The sequence below is a fragment of the Microcoleus sp. B4-C1 genome, from assembly GCF_036705285.1.
GTDB lineage: Bacteria > Cyanobacteriota > Cyanobacteriia > Cyanobacteriales > Microcoleaceae > Microcoleus.
On sequence record NZ_JAUBUC010000027.1, the window covers coordinates 37188 to 55146 of the forward strand.

Here is a 17959-nt window from a genome sequence, read left to right on the forward strand (position 1 = left end):
CGATCGCCCGCAGCCGCTGAGTCTAAGCTAGAAATTATAGTTAGCTCGAGTTTTGAGGGAGTAAAGTCTCTCAAAACTTGATAACTAAGGACTTCAGTCCTTATTACAAACCTATTTTGCGATCGAAATAGAGCTAGGTGTTATTTTAAATGAGCAATATTAACCAAGTATTGGAAAAAGACAAATTGCCGGAGTTGGGATTAGTCTGTATTACAACATCCAATGAAGTTCGCTTTCGCACAGTCACGCGGAAGCGACTTTTACAGCTTTCGGAAACTGAACAAGAAACGGTATTGCGCGAGCTTTATACAGACAACTTGAAGCGGCTTGACAAAGCGATCGACTTCTGTTCTGCTAATCAGATTAAGCTCTACCGGATGACTTCTGCACTGTTCCCTTTTGCAGATACAGATTTGGGGGAAGCAGTGCTACACTCCATGACTGAGGAATTGCGGAATACGGGCGATCGCGCTCTTTCTTTGGGCATCCGGTTGGTACTCCACCCGGATCAATTTGTCGTCCTCAGTTCCGACAAGGTTTCTGTGGTTGAAAACAGCATTAAAATTCTCGCGACTCATGCTTTAATTTTAGATATGTTGGGACAGCCCCGATCGCCCCAGGCACTGATGAACATTCACGGCGGCAAGAGCGATCGCAGTTCGCAACTCAAGTCAGTCATCCGCGATTTACCCGAATCCATTCGATCGCGCTTAACCTTTGAAAATGACGAATACGCTTACAGTTCCTCGGAAATTTTAGAAGTTTGTCTCGATACCGGCGTACCAATGGTTTTTGACGCCCACCACCACGTCATTCACGAACATTTAGAAACTTACGACGATCCCAGCGTTGCCGAAATGCTCGCAGCCGCCCGCACAACTTGGTCTGTTCCTGAATGGCAATTAGTACACATATCGAATGGAAAAGAATTTTTTGCCGATCCGCGCCACAGCGATTTAATTACAGAAATGCCTAATTGCTATTATCAAGCTCCTTGGATTGAAGTAGAAGCTAAATTTAAAGAATTAGCTATTGAAAAGTTGCGCGCCGAATGGTTGTCTGCGAATGTTCCACAATTTAGCACTGTCTCGTAGGGGGGGGTTTTACCAGCAATAATTGCCTAAAACCAATCATCTCGAAAATTCACCCCCACCCAAAGGTAAATCGCAAGAACAGGCAAGATGCCTGTTCCACAAAGAATGAATTTTCTTGTGGGTGTCCCGCCCGCTTTAGTCCAACAATCCAACAGGGGTTAAAAACCCCTGTCTCATAGCTAAAGTCCTCTAAAAGAGGACTAAAATAGATAGATATTGAGCTCGTATTTCCAGTCGGTTTTAACCGACTTTAGCTTTGAGGCAGGGGTTTCAACCCCTGCCGGACTGCCGGATTAGCCGACGAATGCCGGACTGCCGGAATAAGAAAAAACCGCGTTAATACCAACTATAAAATTATGTGTGGACGATACACTTTAACTACTTCAGGTCAAATCATCGCCGAATTCTTCAAACTGTCGGGAGTTCCAGACATCAAACCGCGATACAATATCGCCCCAACTCAATCAGTGGCCACACTAACAGTTGAACCAGAAAAAATGCAGCGACAGTTTCAATTTATGCGCTGGGGTCTGATTCCAAGTTGGGCAAAAGACATGAAAATAGGCAGTCGCATGATTAACGCGCGATCGGAAACTGTAGCCGAAAAACCTGCTTTTCGCAGCGCCATCAAGCACAGGCGATGTTTGATAGTCGCTGACGGTTTCTACGAATGGCAACAGCAGGGAAAGAACAAACAGCCTTACTATTTTCAAAAGGCAGACGGCGAACCTTTTGCTTTTGCCGGTTTGTGGGAAAATTGGGAATCTCCTGAAAAAGAAAACATTGTATCTTGCAGTATAATTACTACCGATGCTAACGAAACAGTGGAGCCGATGCACGATCGAATGCCGGTGATACTCCCCGACAGCGATTGGGAACAGTGGCTCGATCCTTCTGTTAAAAATGCTCAGGAAGTTTTGCCCCTGTTAAAGCCCTATGCTTCGGAAGCCATGAAAGCAAAGGCCGTAAGTGCGATCGTCAACAGTCCCAGTAGAGACAGTCCCGAATGTATTAGCGATCGACAATAAATCATTGCAGCCGACAAAACCGAGATAGTTTGAGTTATGATGTAAAATGATGTTTGAGTTGTAGCTTGGGTTTTCTAAAGATCAGTTTAACTCAGTTGTTATTTGCTCAAACATTTTTTAAATCTTAACATCAGTTAGAAGACAAAAAATATGATCGGATATGTTACACTCGGTACCAACGATATTGAAACGGCAGCCAAGTTTTATGATGCTTTGCTGGCTGAAATTGGCGCTCGACGATTCATGGAATTCGACGGATTTATCGCATGGAGCGTTTCTCCAGAGGAACCAGCACTTGCTATTATAAAACCCTATGATGGTAACACAGCAACTGTTGGCAATGGAGTCATGATAGCTCTTCAGGTTGACAGTCCAGAAAAAGTTAACTTAGTTTATAACAAAGCGATCGAACTTGGGGCTAAGGATGAAGGGCCAGCAGGACCAAGAGGCGCGTTACCGGGGTTTTATGCGGGATATTTTCGCGATCTTGATGGGAATAAGCTGAACGTGTTTTGTTTGACATCCACCCCGCCGTAGAACGGCGAGGATTCCCAAACCTCACGATTTAGGTTTCTGCTTCTGTCCCTTACGGGGTTTCGCACCTGCCTTAACAGATTTACTCTGTTCGGGTCTTACAGTCGCTCCACAGACTGCCACGGCAAGCCCTGCCGCCAAAATATTCTTTGCCGCGTTGATGTCTCGGTCATGGTGTGTCCCGCAATTAGGACAATCCCATTCCCGGATATTCAACGGCATCTTGTCAACGATGTGTCCGCAATTGCCACACCGTTTTGAACTCGGAAACCATCGGTCAATCTTAATTAAAGTACGACCGTACCACTTACACTTGTATTCAAGTTGCCTGACCAATTCGCCCCAACTTGCATCACTTATCGCCATGGCAAGGTTGGGATTTTTAATCATGTTCTTCACAGCCAAATTCTCGACGGCGATGGTTTGGTTTTCGCGCACCAACCGCGTTGTTAACTTGTGAAGGTTATCTTTTCTTGCATCAGCAATTTCTTGATGTACTTTCGCTACTTTGAGTCGTGCTTTGTGACGGTTGTTTGATTCTTTCTGTTTCCGGCTTAAAGCTTTCTGCGCTCTTCTAAGTTTGCGATATTTTGCCTTGAATCCTTTGGGATTGGCAATCTTTTCACCAGTGCTAAGAGCGAGTAAACTTGTAATGCCCAAGTCAATACCAACTTGACTGCCTGACGGAGGTAATGCTTCAATTTCAACATTCACCAACAGGGAAACTGACCACCTACCAGATGGTGAAAGCTTCACCGTAATGGTTGATGGTCGGCAACCGACAGGTAGCATCCGGCTCCAACGAATTGGCAACGGGTCGGCACACTTTGCTAAGTAAACTTGTCCATCCTTAAACTTGAAAGCAGATTTGGTAAACTCTGCGCTACCACCATTGCGTTTTTTCTTGAAGTTGGGATATTTCGCCCGCCCATCAAAAAAATTGGTGTAAGCCGTTTGTAAATGTCGCAAGCATTGCTGTAACGGTACGCAGCTAACTTCCGACAGAAAATCTAACTCTTCTGTTTTCTTCCATTCGGTTAGCATTGAAGAGGTTTCAGCATACCCTACCCGTTTTTGGTCTTTGTACCATGCCTCGGTTCTTACGGCTAAGGCACGGTTGTATACTAAACGAGCGCAACCCATTGTCCGTCGCAACAAACTCTCTTGTTCCGGAGTTGGGTAGAATCGATAGCTGAAGGCTTTGAGCGTCATGCTCACAGTCTAACACTTCGATTGTGATATTGTGCTAGACTCAATGTAAAATCTTTGTAAAGCCGTCAAACGAAGGACGGGGTTTCAAACCCAAATTTCTGATGACAGGGCCAAACACTTAAGATTTTTATCTTTCGTGAGGCGAGCCGAAAAAAAGCTATTTCCGATTGTTAGTTATTAGTTATCAATCCATAAATAAGAGTAGATAACTAATAACTAATAGTTAATGACTAATAACTAGATTAACTGTCGTATATCCGCGCTTCAGCAGCCTCTGGATTTTCCTCGCAATACTGGTCAAAAGCCGTTTTTTCCAGCTTCATCGATCGCTGGTGAGAAGCCTCAGCCTGCATTTCTTCTACAATATCCCAGGCTACCGCGCACTCTCTAGAGGTAGCGCCTTTTTCGGCACAGATACTTCTGGCATCCGCGATCGCCTGTTCGATTTCTTCGTCAAATAAAACACTCTTCGGCTTCTCAAGAAAATCGCTTTTTGTCAATATATCCGTGACCGAAATAATGCCCACTAGCTCGTCCTTAATCACCGGCGCCCGGCGGATGCGGGTATTCGCGAACAACCTAGCCACATATTCCACGCCCAAGTCGGGATTGACCGTAATGCAAGGTTTGGTCATAATCTCGAAGACGCGGACTTTTTTCGGGTCTACTCCGTAGGCTGCTACTTTATAGACAATATCCGTTTCTGTCACAATGCCATAGGCATCTTGTTCGTGGCGACGTTCCACAATCAACGCGCGCAAACACAAATCGTTCATCATCGCCACCGCTTCAGCTACCGTTGCTGAACCGCGAATGGTAACAACATCTGTGGTCATAATATCTTGGGCTTTCATCATCATTGTTTTTTGCTTACGGCTCATAAAGTCTACTGCGTCGCGATTTGGGGCTGTCCATTTGATTTGCGATCGTCATTAGGACTTACCCTCACAAACCCGGTTTCTACCAAAATTTTGGGTTTAGTAACGATAAATTCCGGGTTAGCAACCGGGTTTCTGAGAAATCGTGCATCGCAAACTAATCATAAAACCTTTAACGGCACTCGGAATGACAACTTGCCTGAAACAGCCCGTCGCAGCCCCGGAACCTCTGGAGTCCGCGATTTAGCGTTCAGACGGCAGGGCTGTTTCATTCTCTTGTAGGGGCCGTGCTACCCCTACTCCCCGTGCCGGCCCTCTTGGTCGGATCTTTGAGCTTATTGGGATCAGATTTTCCAGCCCCAGTCTCAAAGAAGCAAAAGTTAACACAAACTAAGCAACTGCTTGCGCTCGCACAGATCCCCGCCTCTGATAAACTTGATGGCTGGGAGTGCAAAAGAGCACAAGGCACGCATCAGCAGTTGGGAGGATCTAGTTCGTGGACAATGTAATCGGTTTAGAGATTATCGAAGTAGTTGAGCAGGCAGCCATCGCCTCCGCTCGCTTAATGGGCAAAGGCGAGAAAGATGAAGCCGACAGAGTGGCTGTAGAAGCCATGCGGGAGCGCATGAACAAAATTCACATGCGCGGCCGCATCGTGATCGGCGAAGGCGAGCGCGATGACGCACCCATGCTTTACATCGGTGAACAAGTAGGTATTTGTACCCGCGAAGATGCCAAAGATGTCTGCAACATAGATGAATTGATCGAAATTGACATCGCTGTTGACCCCTGCGAAGGTACTAACCTGGTTGCTTACGGTCAAAACGGTTCGATGGCAGTTTTGGCAATCTCTGAAAAAGGTGGTTTGTTTGCGGCACCGGATTTCTACATGAACAAATTGGCTGCTCCTGCGGCTGCTAAGAATCATGTAGATATTCGCAAAACGCCCACTCAAAACCTCAAAATTATCTCTGATTGTCTCAGCCGCAGTATTGAAGATTTGGTGGTGGTGGTCATGGATCGCCCCCGACACAAAGATTTAATTAATGAAATTCGGCAAGCGGGTGCAAGAGTTCGGCTGATCAGCGACGGCGACGTTTCGGCAGCGATTTCTTGCGCGTTTTCTGGTTCCAACATCCACGCACTTATGGGTATTGGCGCAGCACCCGAAGGCGTGATTTCCGCAGCGGCAATGCGCTGCTTGGGCGGTCACTTCCAAGGGCAGTTAATTTACGATCCCGCTGTTGTAAAAACTGGTTTGATCGGTGAAAGCAAAGAGAGCAATATCGCCCGCCTGAAAGAGATGGGCATCACAGACCCAGACAAGATTTACAATGCTGAAGAGCTGGCATCTGGAGAAACAGTTCTGTTTGCAGCTTGCGGGATTACTCCCGGAACGCTGATGAATGGAGTTCGCTTCTTTGGCGGCGGCGCTCGCACTGAAAGTTTGGTAATTTCTTCTCAGTCGAAAACGGCTCGATTTGTGGATACAATCCATATGTTTGACCAGCCGAAATCTCTGCAATTGAATTAGTGATTAGTTAGTGGTTAACAGTTAAATGTTAACAATTAACAGTTAACGGTGAACAGTCACCAGTGATTAGCAATTAGCGATAAACTAAGAACTAATAACAGGTGACTGTTAACAACTAAGAAAGAAATAGTGACAAATCACAGATATGAATATTGCAGTCGTAGGTCTCAGCCACAAAACAGCGCCGGTAGAAGTTCGCGAAAAACTGAGCATTCCAGAACAGAAAGTTGAAGCCGCGATCGCCCAATTGCGCGGCTACCCGCACATTCAAGAGGTTGCCATCCTCAGCACTTGCAACCGCTTAGAAATTTATATTGTTACCAGCGAGTCGGAGCCTGGTGTGCGAGAGGTTATTCAGTTCCTTTCCGAATGCAGTAAAGTTCCTTTGCAGTCTTTGCGCCCTCACCTGTTTATTTTGCTGCACGAAGATGCGGTGATGCACTTGATGCGAGTGGCTTCTGGCCTCGACAGTTTGGTGCTCGGAGAAGGACAAATTTTGGCTCAGGTAAAACAAACTCACAAACTCGCCCAGCAGTACAAAGGTGTAGGCAGAATTTTAGAGCGCTTGTTTAAGCAAGCTCTCACAGCAGGGAAGCGAGTTCGCACGGAAACTAGCATCGGTACTGGTGCAGTTTCGATTAGTTCGGCGGCGGCAGAATTGGCTCAAATGAAGGGTCAGCATTTAGCAAGCAGCAAAATTGCCATTATCGGTGCTGGCAAAATGTCGCGGCTTTTGGTGCAGCATTTGCTCTCCAAAGGAGCTAGCCATATTTCGATCGTTAACCGCTCTGTGCGGGGCGCCCTGGAGTTGGCCGGTCAGTTTAAAGATGCTCAACTGCACCTGTATCAGCTATCGGAAATGATGCAGGTAATTGCCAGTTCTGACTTGGTTTTTACCAGTACGGCAGCTACCGATCCACTGTTAAATAAAGCTAAATTGGAAGCGGTTTTAGATCCGAATCGCCCTTTGATGTTGGTGGATATTTCTGTACCGCGCAACATTGACTCGGATGCAAACGAACTCACTAATGTGCGATCGTTTAATGTGGACGACTTGAAAGCAGTGGTAGCTCAAAATCACGAAACCCGTCGCAAAATGGCAATGGAAGCTCAGGGCTTGCTGGAACAGGAAGTAGAGGCTTTTGATCTCTGGTGGCGCAGTCTGGAAACCGTTCCTACTATTAGCTGTTTGCGGGATAAGATAGAATTGATTCGGGAACAAGAGTTAGAAAAAGCTTTATCGCGTCTTGGTTCGGAATTTTCGGAGAAACATCAAGATGTGATTGAATCTTTAACAAGGGGGATTGTGAATAAGATTTTGCACGATCCGATGGTACAGTTACGCGCTCAGCAGGATATTGAGGCGCGGCGGCAAGCGATGCAAACTTTGCAAACACTGTTTAATTTGGATGTGGATGTCAATCAGCAGTACAGCTAGTTTGTCATTGGTCATTAGTCATTAGTCATTAGTCAGTTGACCCGAAAGCAGGAGTCATATTATGCCCGGTCAATTACCATGAATAAAAATGCCTCCAACCCTGGCGGCAAAAGCATCATTCGGGAGGGTAAATTGCTCGAACATGATATAAGTTATCATTCAACCAATAACTAATGACTAATAAGTAATGACTAATAGGCGAATTTATCAATTAATTTTAGGGATTGTAGGGCTGTGGCTGGTTCTTGAATTTGCCTCCCGCATGGCGGCAGAAATTCTCTGGTTTCAGGAAGTTGGATATCTTCAGGTTTTTCTGTTAAAGCTGAAAACTCAAGGGTTGCTGGGGGCGATCGCAATTGCTGTTTTTTCTGTCTTTTTGCTCGGCAATTTGGCTTTAGCCCGCCGCCTGCAACATCCCGCAGAGGAAATGAAATCGCCGGTTGTGGGGGAGCTATTCGCTTCACTGAGGGCGAACAACGCGGGGAAGAATACCGAGAAGAATTACGAATTACCTGTTGCTAAATCCCAAATAACCTTTTCCTGGCTGCTGTTGGCGGTATTCGGATTGAGTTCGATCGCAACTTTTATAGTAATTCACTGCGGGCTGTTGGCTGCAAACAGCCTCACCTATTTGGGTATAGCTGGCAATTTACCTGCACCGCCGGTGCAGTTAGGAATTGAGTCCATCCAGCAAATAGCCGTGCAGTTATTTTCTCGCTGGTGGCAGTTGGGCTTGCTGCTGGGGACAATGTTAGCTGTGGTAATTAAGCCTGATTTTTGGCTGCGGGCGATCGCCCTTTTTCTCAGTTTGGCGATCGGGCTGATTGTCGCCAGTCGCTGGACAAATGTTTTGCAATATTTTCACCCTATTAATTTTAACACGACCGACCCTCTTTTTCATCAAAATATTAGCTTTTATGTATTTATTTTGCCAATCTTAGATTTGCTAGGATTCGGGCTGACAGTTGTATTTTTGTACAGTTTAGTATCTAGTGCTTTAACATATTTGCTGTCGGGAAATAGCCTGAGTCAAGGGATATTTTTGGGGTTTTCTCGATCCCAGCAGCGGCACTTGTACGGGTTGGGTGCAGCTTCCATGCTAGCCGTTGCATTCCGCTACTGGTTGGGGCGCTACTCATTGCTGTATTCGCGGGGAGACGTTACTTACGGGGCGAATTATGCTGACGTGACGGTGCGGTTGCCCTGGTATGGATTTTTGAGTATTTTGGCGGGGGCGATCGCACTTTTGATGCTGTGGCAGGTTTACCAATTCAAAATTAAAAATGAACTCATAAAAAAAATTCTTTTAGCATGGGTAAGTTTAACTTTGGTGGGAGGTTTGCTGCTGCCACAAATTGTGCAGCAACTCATAGTTCAACCCAACGAACTAGCACGAGAACAGCCGTACATTCAGCGCAGTATTGCCTTTACTAAAGAAGCTTTTGACCTCAACACAATCGAAATAAAGACCTTCGATCCCGCCGGAAAACTTACTTATGCCGACTTAGAAAAAAATCAACTTACTATTAGCAACATCCGCCTGTGGGACAAGCGACCGCTGCTGCAAACCACCAGACAGTTACAGCAAATTAGACCATATTATACATTTCCTGATGCCGATATCGATCGCTACACAATCAAAAAGGAAAAAGCACAAAAAGGAGATTCGGAAAGTCAACAAGTGTTTCTGGCAGCGCGGGAATTAGATTACACAGCAGTTGCCCCGGATGCTCAAACTTGGGTGAACGAACACCTAGTTTACACTCACGGTTACGGCTTTACTCTTTCTCCCGTAAACAGAGTCGGTGTCGGCGGTTTACCGGATTATTTTGTCAAAGATATTGGAGTGGCAGCCCAGAAAGGAGAGACTGCTTTGGAAGTCACTAGCGATCGAATTCGGGCCAGTATTCCGATCGGCTACCCGCGAATTTACTACGGCGAAATCACCGATACAGACGTGATGACGCCCACAAAAGTCAAAGAATTCGACTATCCCAGCGGCGAAGAAAATGTTTACAATACTTACAGCGGTAGGGGCGGAATTGCGATCGGTTCTATATGGAGGCGCTGGCTGTTTGCTAATTATCTCAAAAATTGGCAAATGGCGCTTACCCGCAATTTTACCCCAGAAACTAAATTGCTGTACCGCCGAAATATTAATAAAAGAGTCCGGGCGATCGCTCCTTTTTTGCGCTACGATTCTGACCCGTATTTAGTTGTAGCAAACGCTAATCTTAGCAATGATGATATAGAAAAAGCCAGGGAGGAAAATAGCAACAAAATTAAACCTGCACCCGCCGCTAATGATAAATCTCCCAACTATCTTTACTGGATTATCGATGCCTATACAGCAAGTCCTCGCTATCCGTATTCTGATCCGGGAAATCATGAGTTTAACTACATCCGTAACTCTGTAAAAGTAGTAATTGATGCCTACAACGGATCTGTTGACTTCTATGTTGCCTATCCCTCCGATCCGATTATTAACAGTTGGATGGCTATCTTTCCCGGACTCTTCAAACCCCTTGACAAAATGCCTCCGGCTCTCCGCAAACATATCAGATATCCAGTAGATTTGCTGAGCATTCAATCAGAACGCTTGCTAACTTATCATATGGAAGACCCGCAAGTATTTTACAATCGGGAGGATTTGTGGCGAGTTCCCAATGAAATTTATGGCAGCGAACAGCAGCCCGTAGCACCGTATTATTTGATTACGAAACTGCCAACGGAAACAACAGAAGAATTTATTTTGCTCCTCCCATTTACACCAGTAAGTCGCAACAATTTAATTGCATGGATTGCAGGGCGATCTGATGGTGGCAATTACGGAAAATTGCTGTTGTATCTGTTTCCCAAACAGCGATTAGTTTATGGCCCCGAACAAATAGAAGCTTTAATTAACCAAGATCCTGTTATTTCCGAACAAATATCTCTCTGGAATCGCCAGGGTTCAAAAGCAATTCAAGGAAACTTATTAGTAATTCCTATTGAACAATCTTTACTGTATGTGGAACCTCTTTACTTAGAAGCAGAGCGCAATAGTTTGCCAACTTTAGTCAGAGTTATTGCTGTTTACGAAAACCGCATCGTCATGGCAGAAAATCTTGAATTGGCACTCAAGGCACTTTTTCAGCAACAATCTACCAATAAACCGGCCATTATTCGACCTTTAGAAGGAACAGCGCCAGCTTTAAACAATGAATGATATCAATTTCAGTTGAACTCGTCATGATTGTTGACTGTTGACTGTTGACTGTTGACTGTTGACTAGGGGTCGGAAAACTGAATGGTTGAGTGTTAAGTGTTGACTCTATTTTATTATTCCGAGGCCAGCGAAAACGATATAAATTAGTGCGACTTCTGTTCGCTAGGATCGCGAATTAAATAACTTACAATTTTAATTGTTATTGTGGAAGTTATTTAATTCTCATTCCCTAGCAGCCTTGATATCCTGCCACCAAACATTGACATAGGGCCACATCAATCTTTCGTCTCCTCCAGAATCTAGTTTCACTGTCACCTCATAACGGTCAATATGCGTGAGCTCGCCAGTTTTACCATTCAAATAAAATTGTTTGGGATTGTCGGTGATAATTTCTACCCTTTGATTCAACAGCGGCAGCATCTGGGTAGAAGAACCCTGAAACGGATTTTTGCCTTTGATCGCATAGCCACCAATCAAAGATAAGTACATTAAAGCTAGGAAAAATACCGTCAATAAGCCCACAATTACCAGTGTTTTTTGTTGTGAAAAACTGGTATAAACGCTCCCATATCCTACGCACATAGTTCCCAAAAACAACAAATTTGGCAGGTACAGCCCATCTTCCAAAAACACGCTACCAAAAAACATCAGGACTACCTGAAAACCAAATAATGCCGCCACCCAACTCCAGCCAGTTAGCAACGATGCAGATAGTAGCCAATTCATTGCTAGAGTAAGGGCGATCGCCATTGCTATTGCCCCAAGCGGTGCTGCATAATCGTATTGTCTGAAGGGAAGAAGAACAAAAAATACTAAAGCATACGCAAAACCCGCAAAAGCCAGTGCTAATCCACTAATTATTTGGTTCCCGTTCAGCATGGCGAGGAATTTTTAGAACACTAAAGTGGAGCGTTCATCTTGTGTTGTGATAGTAGCCGTTGAAAATTCCCAGCGGACTAAGGCCAGAAATTCTAACCGTAGGGTGCGCCACGAGCAGCTTACCGCTATATTTAGGGGAGAGAACCGATTTGTTAACCAAGCGTGCTATCCCAGTTTCCCAAGGTGCAAATCAGCCACATCAGAAGGTAGAATTTTCAGCAAACTAGATTATTTAGGGTCGATCGACTTAACAAATTGTTGCACAGGCTGCGGTAGAGCCGGCACAAAAGTCTTTCTAAAACCCCTAACATCGAACACTCGCCACAAAATACCCACCGCTACCGTCAAGAAAAATAACGCTCCCAAAAAATTGAACACAGTAGATAGAAAACCGCTGTCCCTTTTTTTTGGAGGTGTAATATGTTTCATGCGATATACAGCCGGCTCGTAATCTATCGACTCCTCGCGATTGCGCCGCGGCGTTTTGGGGCGCGAACTCGCACTGCGCTTCTGGGTCAAACCCGTTTTATTAGTTTTAGTAAAACTGCTGACCGACTTCAATTCAGAAGCGCCGCGGGTTCCCGTTAACTTGCTAGCAGAAGCCCCCGTTTGGCCAACAGCAGCATCCTGAATTCGGCTGTTAGGGCGCTGAGTCGATTTGCGTTCGGCGAGGGTACGCATCAAAGTTTGCAATTGCTGAGTCGCCGCCGGCGGGCGTTCCCCTTTCCTCGCCCAATTTAACAGCATCGCCCCGGTAATCCCGCAGAGATTCGTAGCGCCTACAGAAGCCAGCCGCTTCAGCAGAGGCTGGCTGTTGGACACAAAAATCACCAATGCCTCCGGGTGTTCGGTCGCCAAACCGTAAACGCACTGAGCCGTCGCCACTACCAGCATTGCTGGCTTGCTTTGATTTTTGATCGAAGGTTCGAGAGCGCGGTGTGTTTCCTGAGCGTCAGTTGCAATCCAGCCGCTGTCGGCAAAAAATCGCATAAACTCTCTAGCTACTTGCTCTTGAGCTTTTTCCACCGCTTGCCCTGTCAGACGATCTATTTCGTCGTACACTACTTCCGGGATATAGCAAGTTCCCACCTTGGCATATTCTTGCCACACTTGGGTTCTGCCAGTCATTAAAACATCTGCATCAAAAGTTACCAATACAGGAGGAAGTTGATTAGCCATGACTTTATCCTAGAGGCTCAGATAAGTTATTTAAACTTAATCGATCAAGTTTAAACAAATTTTGGGTTATAAAAAAATCAACTTTTGGTAGTAGATAAATTGCCCAGGGCGGGGGTTTTAATTAAAAATTAGTAGTTAGGAACCCGATCGCCCTTCAGTTCCCAGTTCGATCGCTCAATTCCTATATTCCACTAATTTACCGCAACCCAAGAGCCTATTACCAAAAATGCCCGACCAATGCTAGTTCCCAATTCCCAGACGGCCAGCCAAAGCCGGAGTCAAAGGCAACAGCGCAGCAATCATCAAGAACAAAGCTAGCAAACCCAAAGCCGCGCGAGCGTCGTCAGGCTCAGTCAGCTCGTTGAGGCTCGGCCGCTCTAAATTCCGCTGTAAAATCAGAATCACGATCGCCCAATACAGAGCCAAAGGATTAACTAAAGAAACGATCGCCAGCACCACAAAAGTCGCCAAAGTAGTGCGACTGGCTATTTTCCGACCGTAGATGGCTTGCACGATTCTACCCCCGTCCAACTGTCCCGCCGGCATCAAATTAATCGCCGTTATTACCAAGCCCAACCAACCGATAACTACCAGCGGGTGAACGTCAACAATCTGCTGCTGCAACGTCGAACCCAAAACCACTTTTGCCAAAGTTCCCACCAAAACCGAGCCCTTGAAAAATTCTGCGGGAATTTGAAACAAACTGCCGGGGTGAGACAGCAGCAAACCCGTTACCAGCATTAGCACAGAAACTATTCCCCCAGCCGCTGACCCGGCAAAAGCGATGTCAAACAAAACTTTACGGTTGGGCAGCAGCGACTCAAAACGGTCGATCGCTCCAAAACAACCTATCTGCAAAGTTGGTATAAAAAACGGCCAACTCAAGCGAACCTTGTACCGATTTGCCAGCACTCGGCGAGCAATTTCCCCAGATCCTAAAACCGCCCAAATTCCGGCTGCAATTGGCAGAACTTCTAGATATCTAGCCGGCGAGTTAAAGAAATCGAAACCTAGCAGCAAACCGCCTGTCTCTAAGCTAGTAGCAATTGTTGCCAGCAGCAGGACGACTGCTAGGATTTTTTGAGACACGGTTGTGGGCTGCGGGTCGTTGGTGCTGGGCAAGATAATAACTACGGGCTTGTCGTCCTGATTTTCTACTAAAAATAGGCGGTAGCGATCGTTTAATTTTTCTTCCAAACTTGCCGTCAAACGTGAGTGTACTTGTTCTGGGTCTCCTCGGAGATTGCCTTTGAGAATTACCCCATCTTGATAGGGAATCGTTTCTGTGGCAAAGAAAGTATCAATTCCAAAGATACCTTTAATTGCCTTGAGGTCTTCCACCGGAACGGGAATTATTTCTGATTCATTATTCGCAGGCGACGAGGTGACGATCTTAATGGTTTCTGGACCTGGTGGTCGCTGCGACTCAGGGGCTGAGAAAGCATCGCTTTGGGACTTTACCTCAGTAGCATCCGGCCGCGGCAGCACTGTATCAGATGCAGCCTTACGCAATTGCCGGCCCAGATAAATGTACAATCCCGTCGATGCCACTAGCAGCAACAATACCGCCACTAGATTGAGGTAAATTCCGGCGGCGAACAAACCAAAGAACAGCAGCCAGGGACTCATCAGCGCAACAGACTGCAACCAAGCCAAAATTCCCAGTTTGCCAAAAGGTCTGGCGCGATAAAATCCCCAACCCAGAATTCCCAGAGCAACCAATACGAGCGCAATTGTTGCCGTATTTTCCGATGCAACTATAGGCATTCCGGTTGCTTGCGCCAATAGGGGCTTTAATCGGTCGATCGCGCTGCGGTCGAGTAATAGCATTAAATTTTGGGGAACATGAAATAGAGTTGTTGGGAACATATCCAAACCTGTCGGAAACTAGCCTGATTACTAAGGATAACCTCTGAGGGCTACTCGGCCCACAACCTGCTGCTGGTGCTGTTTGAACATCGCAAGATATAGGCTATTGACACAATAGACTTTTTATGATATCACATCGGCTATAGCAAACCTATACCCAGAAGGGTAGCAGTGTCGATCGGTCAGAAGCAGGAAGATTCGCCCAGTGTGGCAGGTGGGGCTTTTTTAAGGATTTGTTTCGGATGCCAGACGCCGAAAATAAAAACTCCGCTCCGACCGTCGCAGAATTTCCAGAGCCGGCCGATTTGCTCAATCAGTTGAAGAGCAGACGCAAAAAGTCCGGCGCAAACTTGGCAGATATGGCGGCAGTTTTGGACATACTCAGCTACTTAGAAGAGTAGGACTGAGCTAAAGATGAGCGGAAAACTAGACTCTCGGTAGCTTAGTCAACCTGAAACCATTGCTACGCAAAAGGATTATGTAACGGGTACGGCAGGACTTGAACCTGCGACTCGCTGCTTAGAAGGCAGCTACTCTATCCAACTGAGTTACGCACCCAACTCAAAAATCGCTAACAAGATTATTGTATCGGTGCAGTGTGCGATCGAGCAAGTAAATTATTTGATGACTTACGCAGAAACCGCTTTTATCTAGAAAAATATAGCTTGCAGCGCGATGGTTCGGGAAAAAAACCAAGATGATGAGAGTGCCTTTGCCTTCAAGACTGTATCTGACAAAAGCTGGAGGGACTCACCTGCAAACCGCATAATTGTCAATTTACAATCAAAACTAGGTAGGACGTAAACTCGGGTAAAGTATTTAGAGGTCGAGTTGAAACCCCAATATTTGGTCGATCGGATATCTCTCCCCAAATTAAGACGGAACTCAGACAGCCAAAGAGTCACAGGTGCTTTTTCCCAGATGTCTATGGGTTATGTTAACCTCGCCTAGTGGCAAAGCCTAAAACGCTGACCGCATTACCGAAAAACCAGAACTCGTCCCCTGATTGGAGGTATTGTAAAACTTCATTAAGTTTCTCGTCAAAGATAGTCAGGAGTAGTATATGTTGACTGAGCAGAAGGATTTGGACTGCCCAAGCAACCGCTTTCACCGCGGCCTTTATTTACGAGCCACACCTATCACTCATGCAGCTAGCCGATTGGCAAACACATCCACAGAGGTTTGTACAAAACCGCAGATGGTTTGTTAATTAATGCGCTCCGTGAATGGGTATGACACGATCGTGGCAAAAGCACTCCCAAAAGCATTGAGCAATGGGATAGGGAGCTGCGTAGCTCAGCCGAGGCGGGTCAATCCGCTCAAAGTAAAAGTGAAGGGGGAGGGACCGAAGGCCTCCCATGTCATGTAATAGATGACTATACTTTTACCAGCTATGAGCTGAGTCAGAATGACTAATTTGCTGATATTGAGTTATGTTGGCTAACATTCTGCTCGACTTGATATTTGATAAAAATGTGGTAGAACTAGGATTGAAAGACTCAGGTGAAAATCCCTGATGGTACGGAGCCTCTATATAAGCTTCCTCTACGCCATCAAAGCAAAACAGTCAATCGCCTGCTCGGCACGAGCGCGAAAATCAAGCGTTGCCAGTACAGCAGTCGTAAATTGTGCGCGGGGGATTTTCCTTCGTGCATTGATTTATACGCCAAGGTTGAGAGACAATCTCAGCTTAGATAATTGTTAGCATTTGTTAGCAAAAAAGTATCGGAACGCTTGAGGAGTTGGACTTGCATAGCCAAAAAGTTTACTAAAATTAGTCATACTTAACTTGAATGGTTAACATTCTGGGCGGTATGATTACCTCAGTGCCGAAAACAAAGGCTTAATTATCTGGGAGAGTAAAACACCGTGAAAGTCAAAACTGACCAGCCTGTTACAAGGTCGAACGCGAGTCCGCGTTTCGTTAAATTGGTTGAAAATATTGGATGACTCATGGCTAAAAGCTTCAACTAAAATTAACTCAATTAGGGCGGGCTACACCCGAATTAACGCCTGTGGACAAGAAGGAGCCGACTCCCTTGGGTGAAACAGGAAGCAGACCCTTTAGGAGCAATCCTGATTGAATGGTGAGACTTAAATAAGTTTAGCCAAGTTTTGTGTAGCAGAACCATCTCTGGGTGATCGGGAGCAATCCTGCTAATTTAAGTGGACTCGCTGAATCAAGAATCCCTTCGCCTTTAGGCATCGGGAGTGTCAAAAGCACAGCACCTCGGCCATGACAGGAGTCAAATCGCAGTGTCATGTTTATTCTGAAACGGCAGGATGTTGAAATAACCAATTTTCAACACCCAAAACGGGATCAACAAATTCCCATTCTCAATTATCAGGGGCAGACTTTTCGCCTAATCAGCGCCTTCAACGGCAAGCAAGCAGAAGACGCCAGAGCCTTGTGGCGGGACTTAACCGACAACCGAGGCAAAGCCTGTGTTCTGCTAGAAGAGCCGGATAGATATAGCGTCTGGGGAAAAGTCCGTTTAGATCAGCTTGCCGGTGAAGAACCGGCAGGGAATGAAGCAGCCAAAGCACCACTGTTCGCGCAGGCTTGTCTGCTGCTCCTCCAAGCTGTTTACTTCGATGTAGAAGACCTCTTAGGCGCAAGGCAAGCCACATCGTTTCAGAAAGATATCGCCAAGGTATTTCAGCAGGGAAACTTCCCCCAGGCAGACTCCCCTGATGCGATAAAAAACTGGCTAACCGTTAGTCCCTTGCAAAATCACAAGGTGCCTCCTTGGCAAGAGCAGCATCTCAAGACCTTATTGCAAGAACTCCACCGCTTGGGCAAATCATATTTTGGCAATACGGACTTCGCTGAGGGAGTTAGCGATGTGCTGCAAGATATGCCAGCACCGGATCGGACTCAGTTTCTAGATTGGCTGAAACAATCAGCCCTCAACAAGTTGTGGATCGCAGGATAGAAAATCTGTGACAATTGCTCAGACAATTGGGTCGAGATAATGGATCTTAGATAATTGCACTGTAGGGGGTACGCGATATACAGGTTGGATGGCCAACTTGTATTGACCAACCAAATTGTTGATTCGGTTTGGATGCCACCTATGGTCTGGCAATTTAACTAAGTTTCGAT

13 protein-coding genes and 1 tRNA gene are annotated in these 17959 nt (G+C 45.9%); 8 read left to right on the forward strand and 6 right to left on the reverse strand.

Annotation, left to right across the window (positions count from 1 at the left end; translation table 11 throughout):
* Positions 1-149: 149 nt before the first annotated feature.
* The 3 genes from uvsE (at position 150) to QUB26_RS13390 (ending at position 2659) form a co-directional block, all read left to right on the forward strand.
* Positions 150-1094, forward strand: coding sequence for a UV DNA damage repair endonuclease UvsE (uvsE, locus tag QUB26_RS13380; RefSeq protein WP_333318386.1), 945 nt, complete (start codon positions 150-152; stop codon positions 1092-1094).
* A 356-nt stretch (positions 1095-1450) separates the two neighbouring features.
* Entirely contained in the window at positions 1451-2122 is a 672-nt protein-coding gene (locus QUB26_RS13385) for an SOS response-associated peptidase (RefSeq protein WP_333318388.1), read from the forward strand.
* A 150-nt stretch (positions 2123-2272) separates the two neighbouring features.
* Positions 2273-2659: a VOC family protein gene (locus tag QUB26_RS13390; protein ID WP_333055830.1), complete on the forward strand. Its 387-nt coding sequence runs from the start codon at positions 2273-2275 to the stop codon at positions 2657-2659.
* 21 nt (positions 2660-2680) lie between these two features.
* Here the strand turns inward: QUB26_RS13390 and QUB26_RS13395 are convergent, their stop codons facing one another.
* A complete protein-coding gene (locus QUB26_RS13395) occupies positions 2681-3868 on the reverse strand; it encodes an RNA-guided endonuclease TnpB family protein (RefSeq protein ID WP_333238632.1) in 1188 nt (395 codons plus the stop codon).
* Positions 3869-4110: 242 nt separating this feature from the next.
* Positions 4111-4728: a CP12 domain-containing protein gene (locus QUB26_RS13400; protein WP_333055870.1), complete on the reverse strand. Its 618-nt coding sequence runs from the start codon at positions 4726-4728 to the stop codon at positions 4111-4113.
* A 514-nt stretch (positions 4729-5242) separates the two neighbouring features.
* Here QUB26_RS13400 and glpX point away from each other — a divergent pair.
* The 3 genes from glpX to QUB26_RS13415 all read left to right on the forward strand — a co-directional run bounded on the left by glpX (position 5243) and on the right by QUB26_RS13415 (position 10926).
* Positions 5243-6280, forward strand: coding sequence for a class II fructose-bisphosphatase (gene glpX / locus QUB26_RS13405; protein ID WP_333055832.1), 1038 nt, complete (start codon positions 5243-5245; stop codon positions 6278-6280).
* A gap of 145 nt (positions 6281-6425) precedes the next feature.
* Positions 6426-7718 carry a glutamyl-tRNA reductase gene (locus tag QUB26_RS13410; protein WP_333238634.1) on the forward strand — a complete coding sequence of 431 codons (1293 nt, stop codon included), beginning with the start codon at positions 6426-6428 and terminating at the stop codon, positions 7716-7718.
* 187 nt (positions 7719-7905) lie between these two features.
* Complete coding sequence (locus QUB26_RS13415; RefSeq protein ID WP_333318390.1) at positions 7906-10926, forward strand: UPF0182 family protein; 3021 nt, start codon at positions 7906-7908, stop codon at positions 10924-10926.
* 222 nt (positions 10927-11148) lie between these two features.
* Here the strand turns inward: QUB26_RS13415 and QUB26_RS13420 are convergent, their stop codons facing one another.
* The 3 genes from QUB26_RS13420 to QUB26_RS13430 form a co-directional block, all read right to left on the reverse strand.
* A complete protein-coding gene (locus QUB26_RS13420; protein ID WP_333238638.1) occupies positions 11149-11805 on the reverse strand; it encodes a hypothetical protein in 657 nt (218 codons plus the stop codon).
* Between the two features lie 228 nt (positions 11806-12033).
* Entirely contained in the window at positions 12034-12984 is a 951-nt protein-coding gene (locus tag QUB26_RS13425) for a hypothetical protein (RefSeq protein WP_333318392.1), read from the reverse strand.
* A 240-nt stretch (positions 12985-13224) separates the two neighbouring features.
* Positions 13225-14751, reverse strand: a complete 1527-nt coding sequence (locus QUB26_RS13430; protein WP_445299607.1) for a site-2 protease family protein — start codon at positions 14749-14751, stop codon at positions 13225-13227.
* Positions 14752-15095: 344 nt separating this feature from the next.
* Between QUB26_RS13430 and QUB26_RS13435 the strand changes: the two genes are divergently transcribed.
* Positions 15096-15254 carry a hypothetical protein gene (locus QUB26_RS13435; protein WP_333238644.1) on the forward strand — a complete coding sequence of 53 codons (159 nt, stop codon included), beginning with the start codon at positions 15096-15098 and terminating at the stop codon, positions 15252-15254.
* Positions 15255-15337: 83 nt separating this feature from the next.
* On the opposite strand, the gene QUB26_RS13440 is transcribed toward QUB26_RS13435, so the two are convergent.
* A tRNA-Arg gene (locus tag QUB26_RS13440) sits at positions 15338-15411 on the reverse strand.
* Between the two features lie 1703 nt (positions 15412-17114).
* On the opposite strand from QUB26_RS13440, the gene QUB26_RS13445 reads away from it, so the two are divergent.
* Positions 17115-17789 carry an Npun_F0813 family protein gene (locus tag QUB26_RS13445; RefSeq protein ID WP_333055855.1) on the forward strand — a complete coding sequence of 225 codons (675 nt, stop codon included), beginning with the start codon at positions 17115-17117 and terminating at the stop codon, positions 17787-17789.
* Positions 17790-17959 lie beyond the last annotated feature (170 nt).

Excerpts from the sequence above, each read along its gene's own strand:
- uvsE (WP_333318386.1), top strand. The coding sequence starts at position 150 with ATGAGCAATATTAACCAAGTATTGGAAAAAGACAAATTGCCGGAGTTG.
- QUB26_RS13385 (WP_333318388.1), top strand. The coding sequence starts at position 1,451 with ATGTGTGGACGATACACTTTAACTACTTCAGGTCAAATCATCGCCGAA.
- QUB26_RS13390 (WP_333055830.1), top strand. The coding sequence starts at position 2,273 with ATGATCGGATATGTTACACTCGGTACCAACGATATTGAAACGGCAGCC.
- QUB26_RS13395 (WP_333238632.1), bottom strand. The coding sequence starts at position 3,868 with ATGACGCTCAAAGCCTTCAGCTATCGATTCTACCCAACTCCGGAACAA.
- QUB26_RS13400 (WP_333055870.1), bottom strand. The coding sequence starts at position 4,728 with ATGATGATGAAAGCCCAAGATATTATGACCACAGATGTTGTTACCATT.
- QUB26_RS13410 (WP_333238634.1), top strand. The coding sequence starts at position 6,426 with ATGAATATTGCAGTCGTAGGTCTCAGCCACAAAACAGCGCCGGTAGAA.
- QUB26_RS13415 (WP_333318390.1), top strand. The coding sequence starts at position 7,906 with ATGACTAATAGGCGAATTTATCAATTAATTTTAGGGATTGTAGGGCTG.
- QUB26_RS13420 (WP_333238638.1), bottom strand. The coding sequence starts at position 11,805 with ATGCTGAACGGGAACCAAATAATTAGTGGATTAGCACTGGCTTTTGCG.
- QUB26_RS13425 (WP_333318392.1), bottom strand. The coding sequence starts at position 12,984 with ATGGCTAATCAACTTCCTCCTGTATTGGTAACTTTTGATGCAGATGTT.
- QUB26_RS13430 (WP_445299607.1), bottom strand. The coding sequence starts at position 14,751 with ATGCCTATAGTTGCATCGGAAAATACGGCAACAATTGCGCTCGTATTG.
- QUB26_RS13435 (WP_333238644.1), top strand. The coding sequence starts at position 15,096 with ATGCCAGACGCCGAAAATAAAAACTCCGCTCCGACCGTCGCAGAATTT.
- QUB26_RS13445 (WP_333055855.1), top strand. The coding sequence starts at position 17,115 with ATGTTTATTCTGAAACGGCAGGATGTTGAAATAACCAATTTTCAACAC.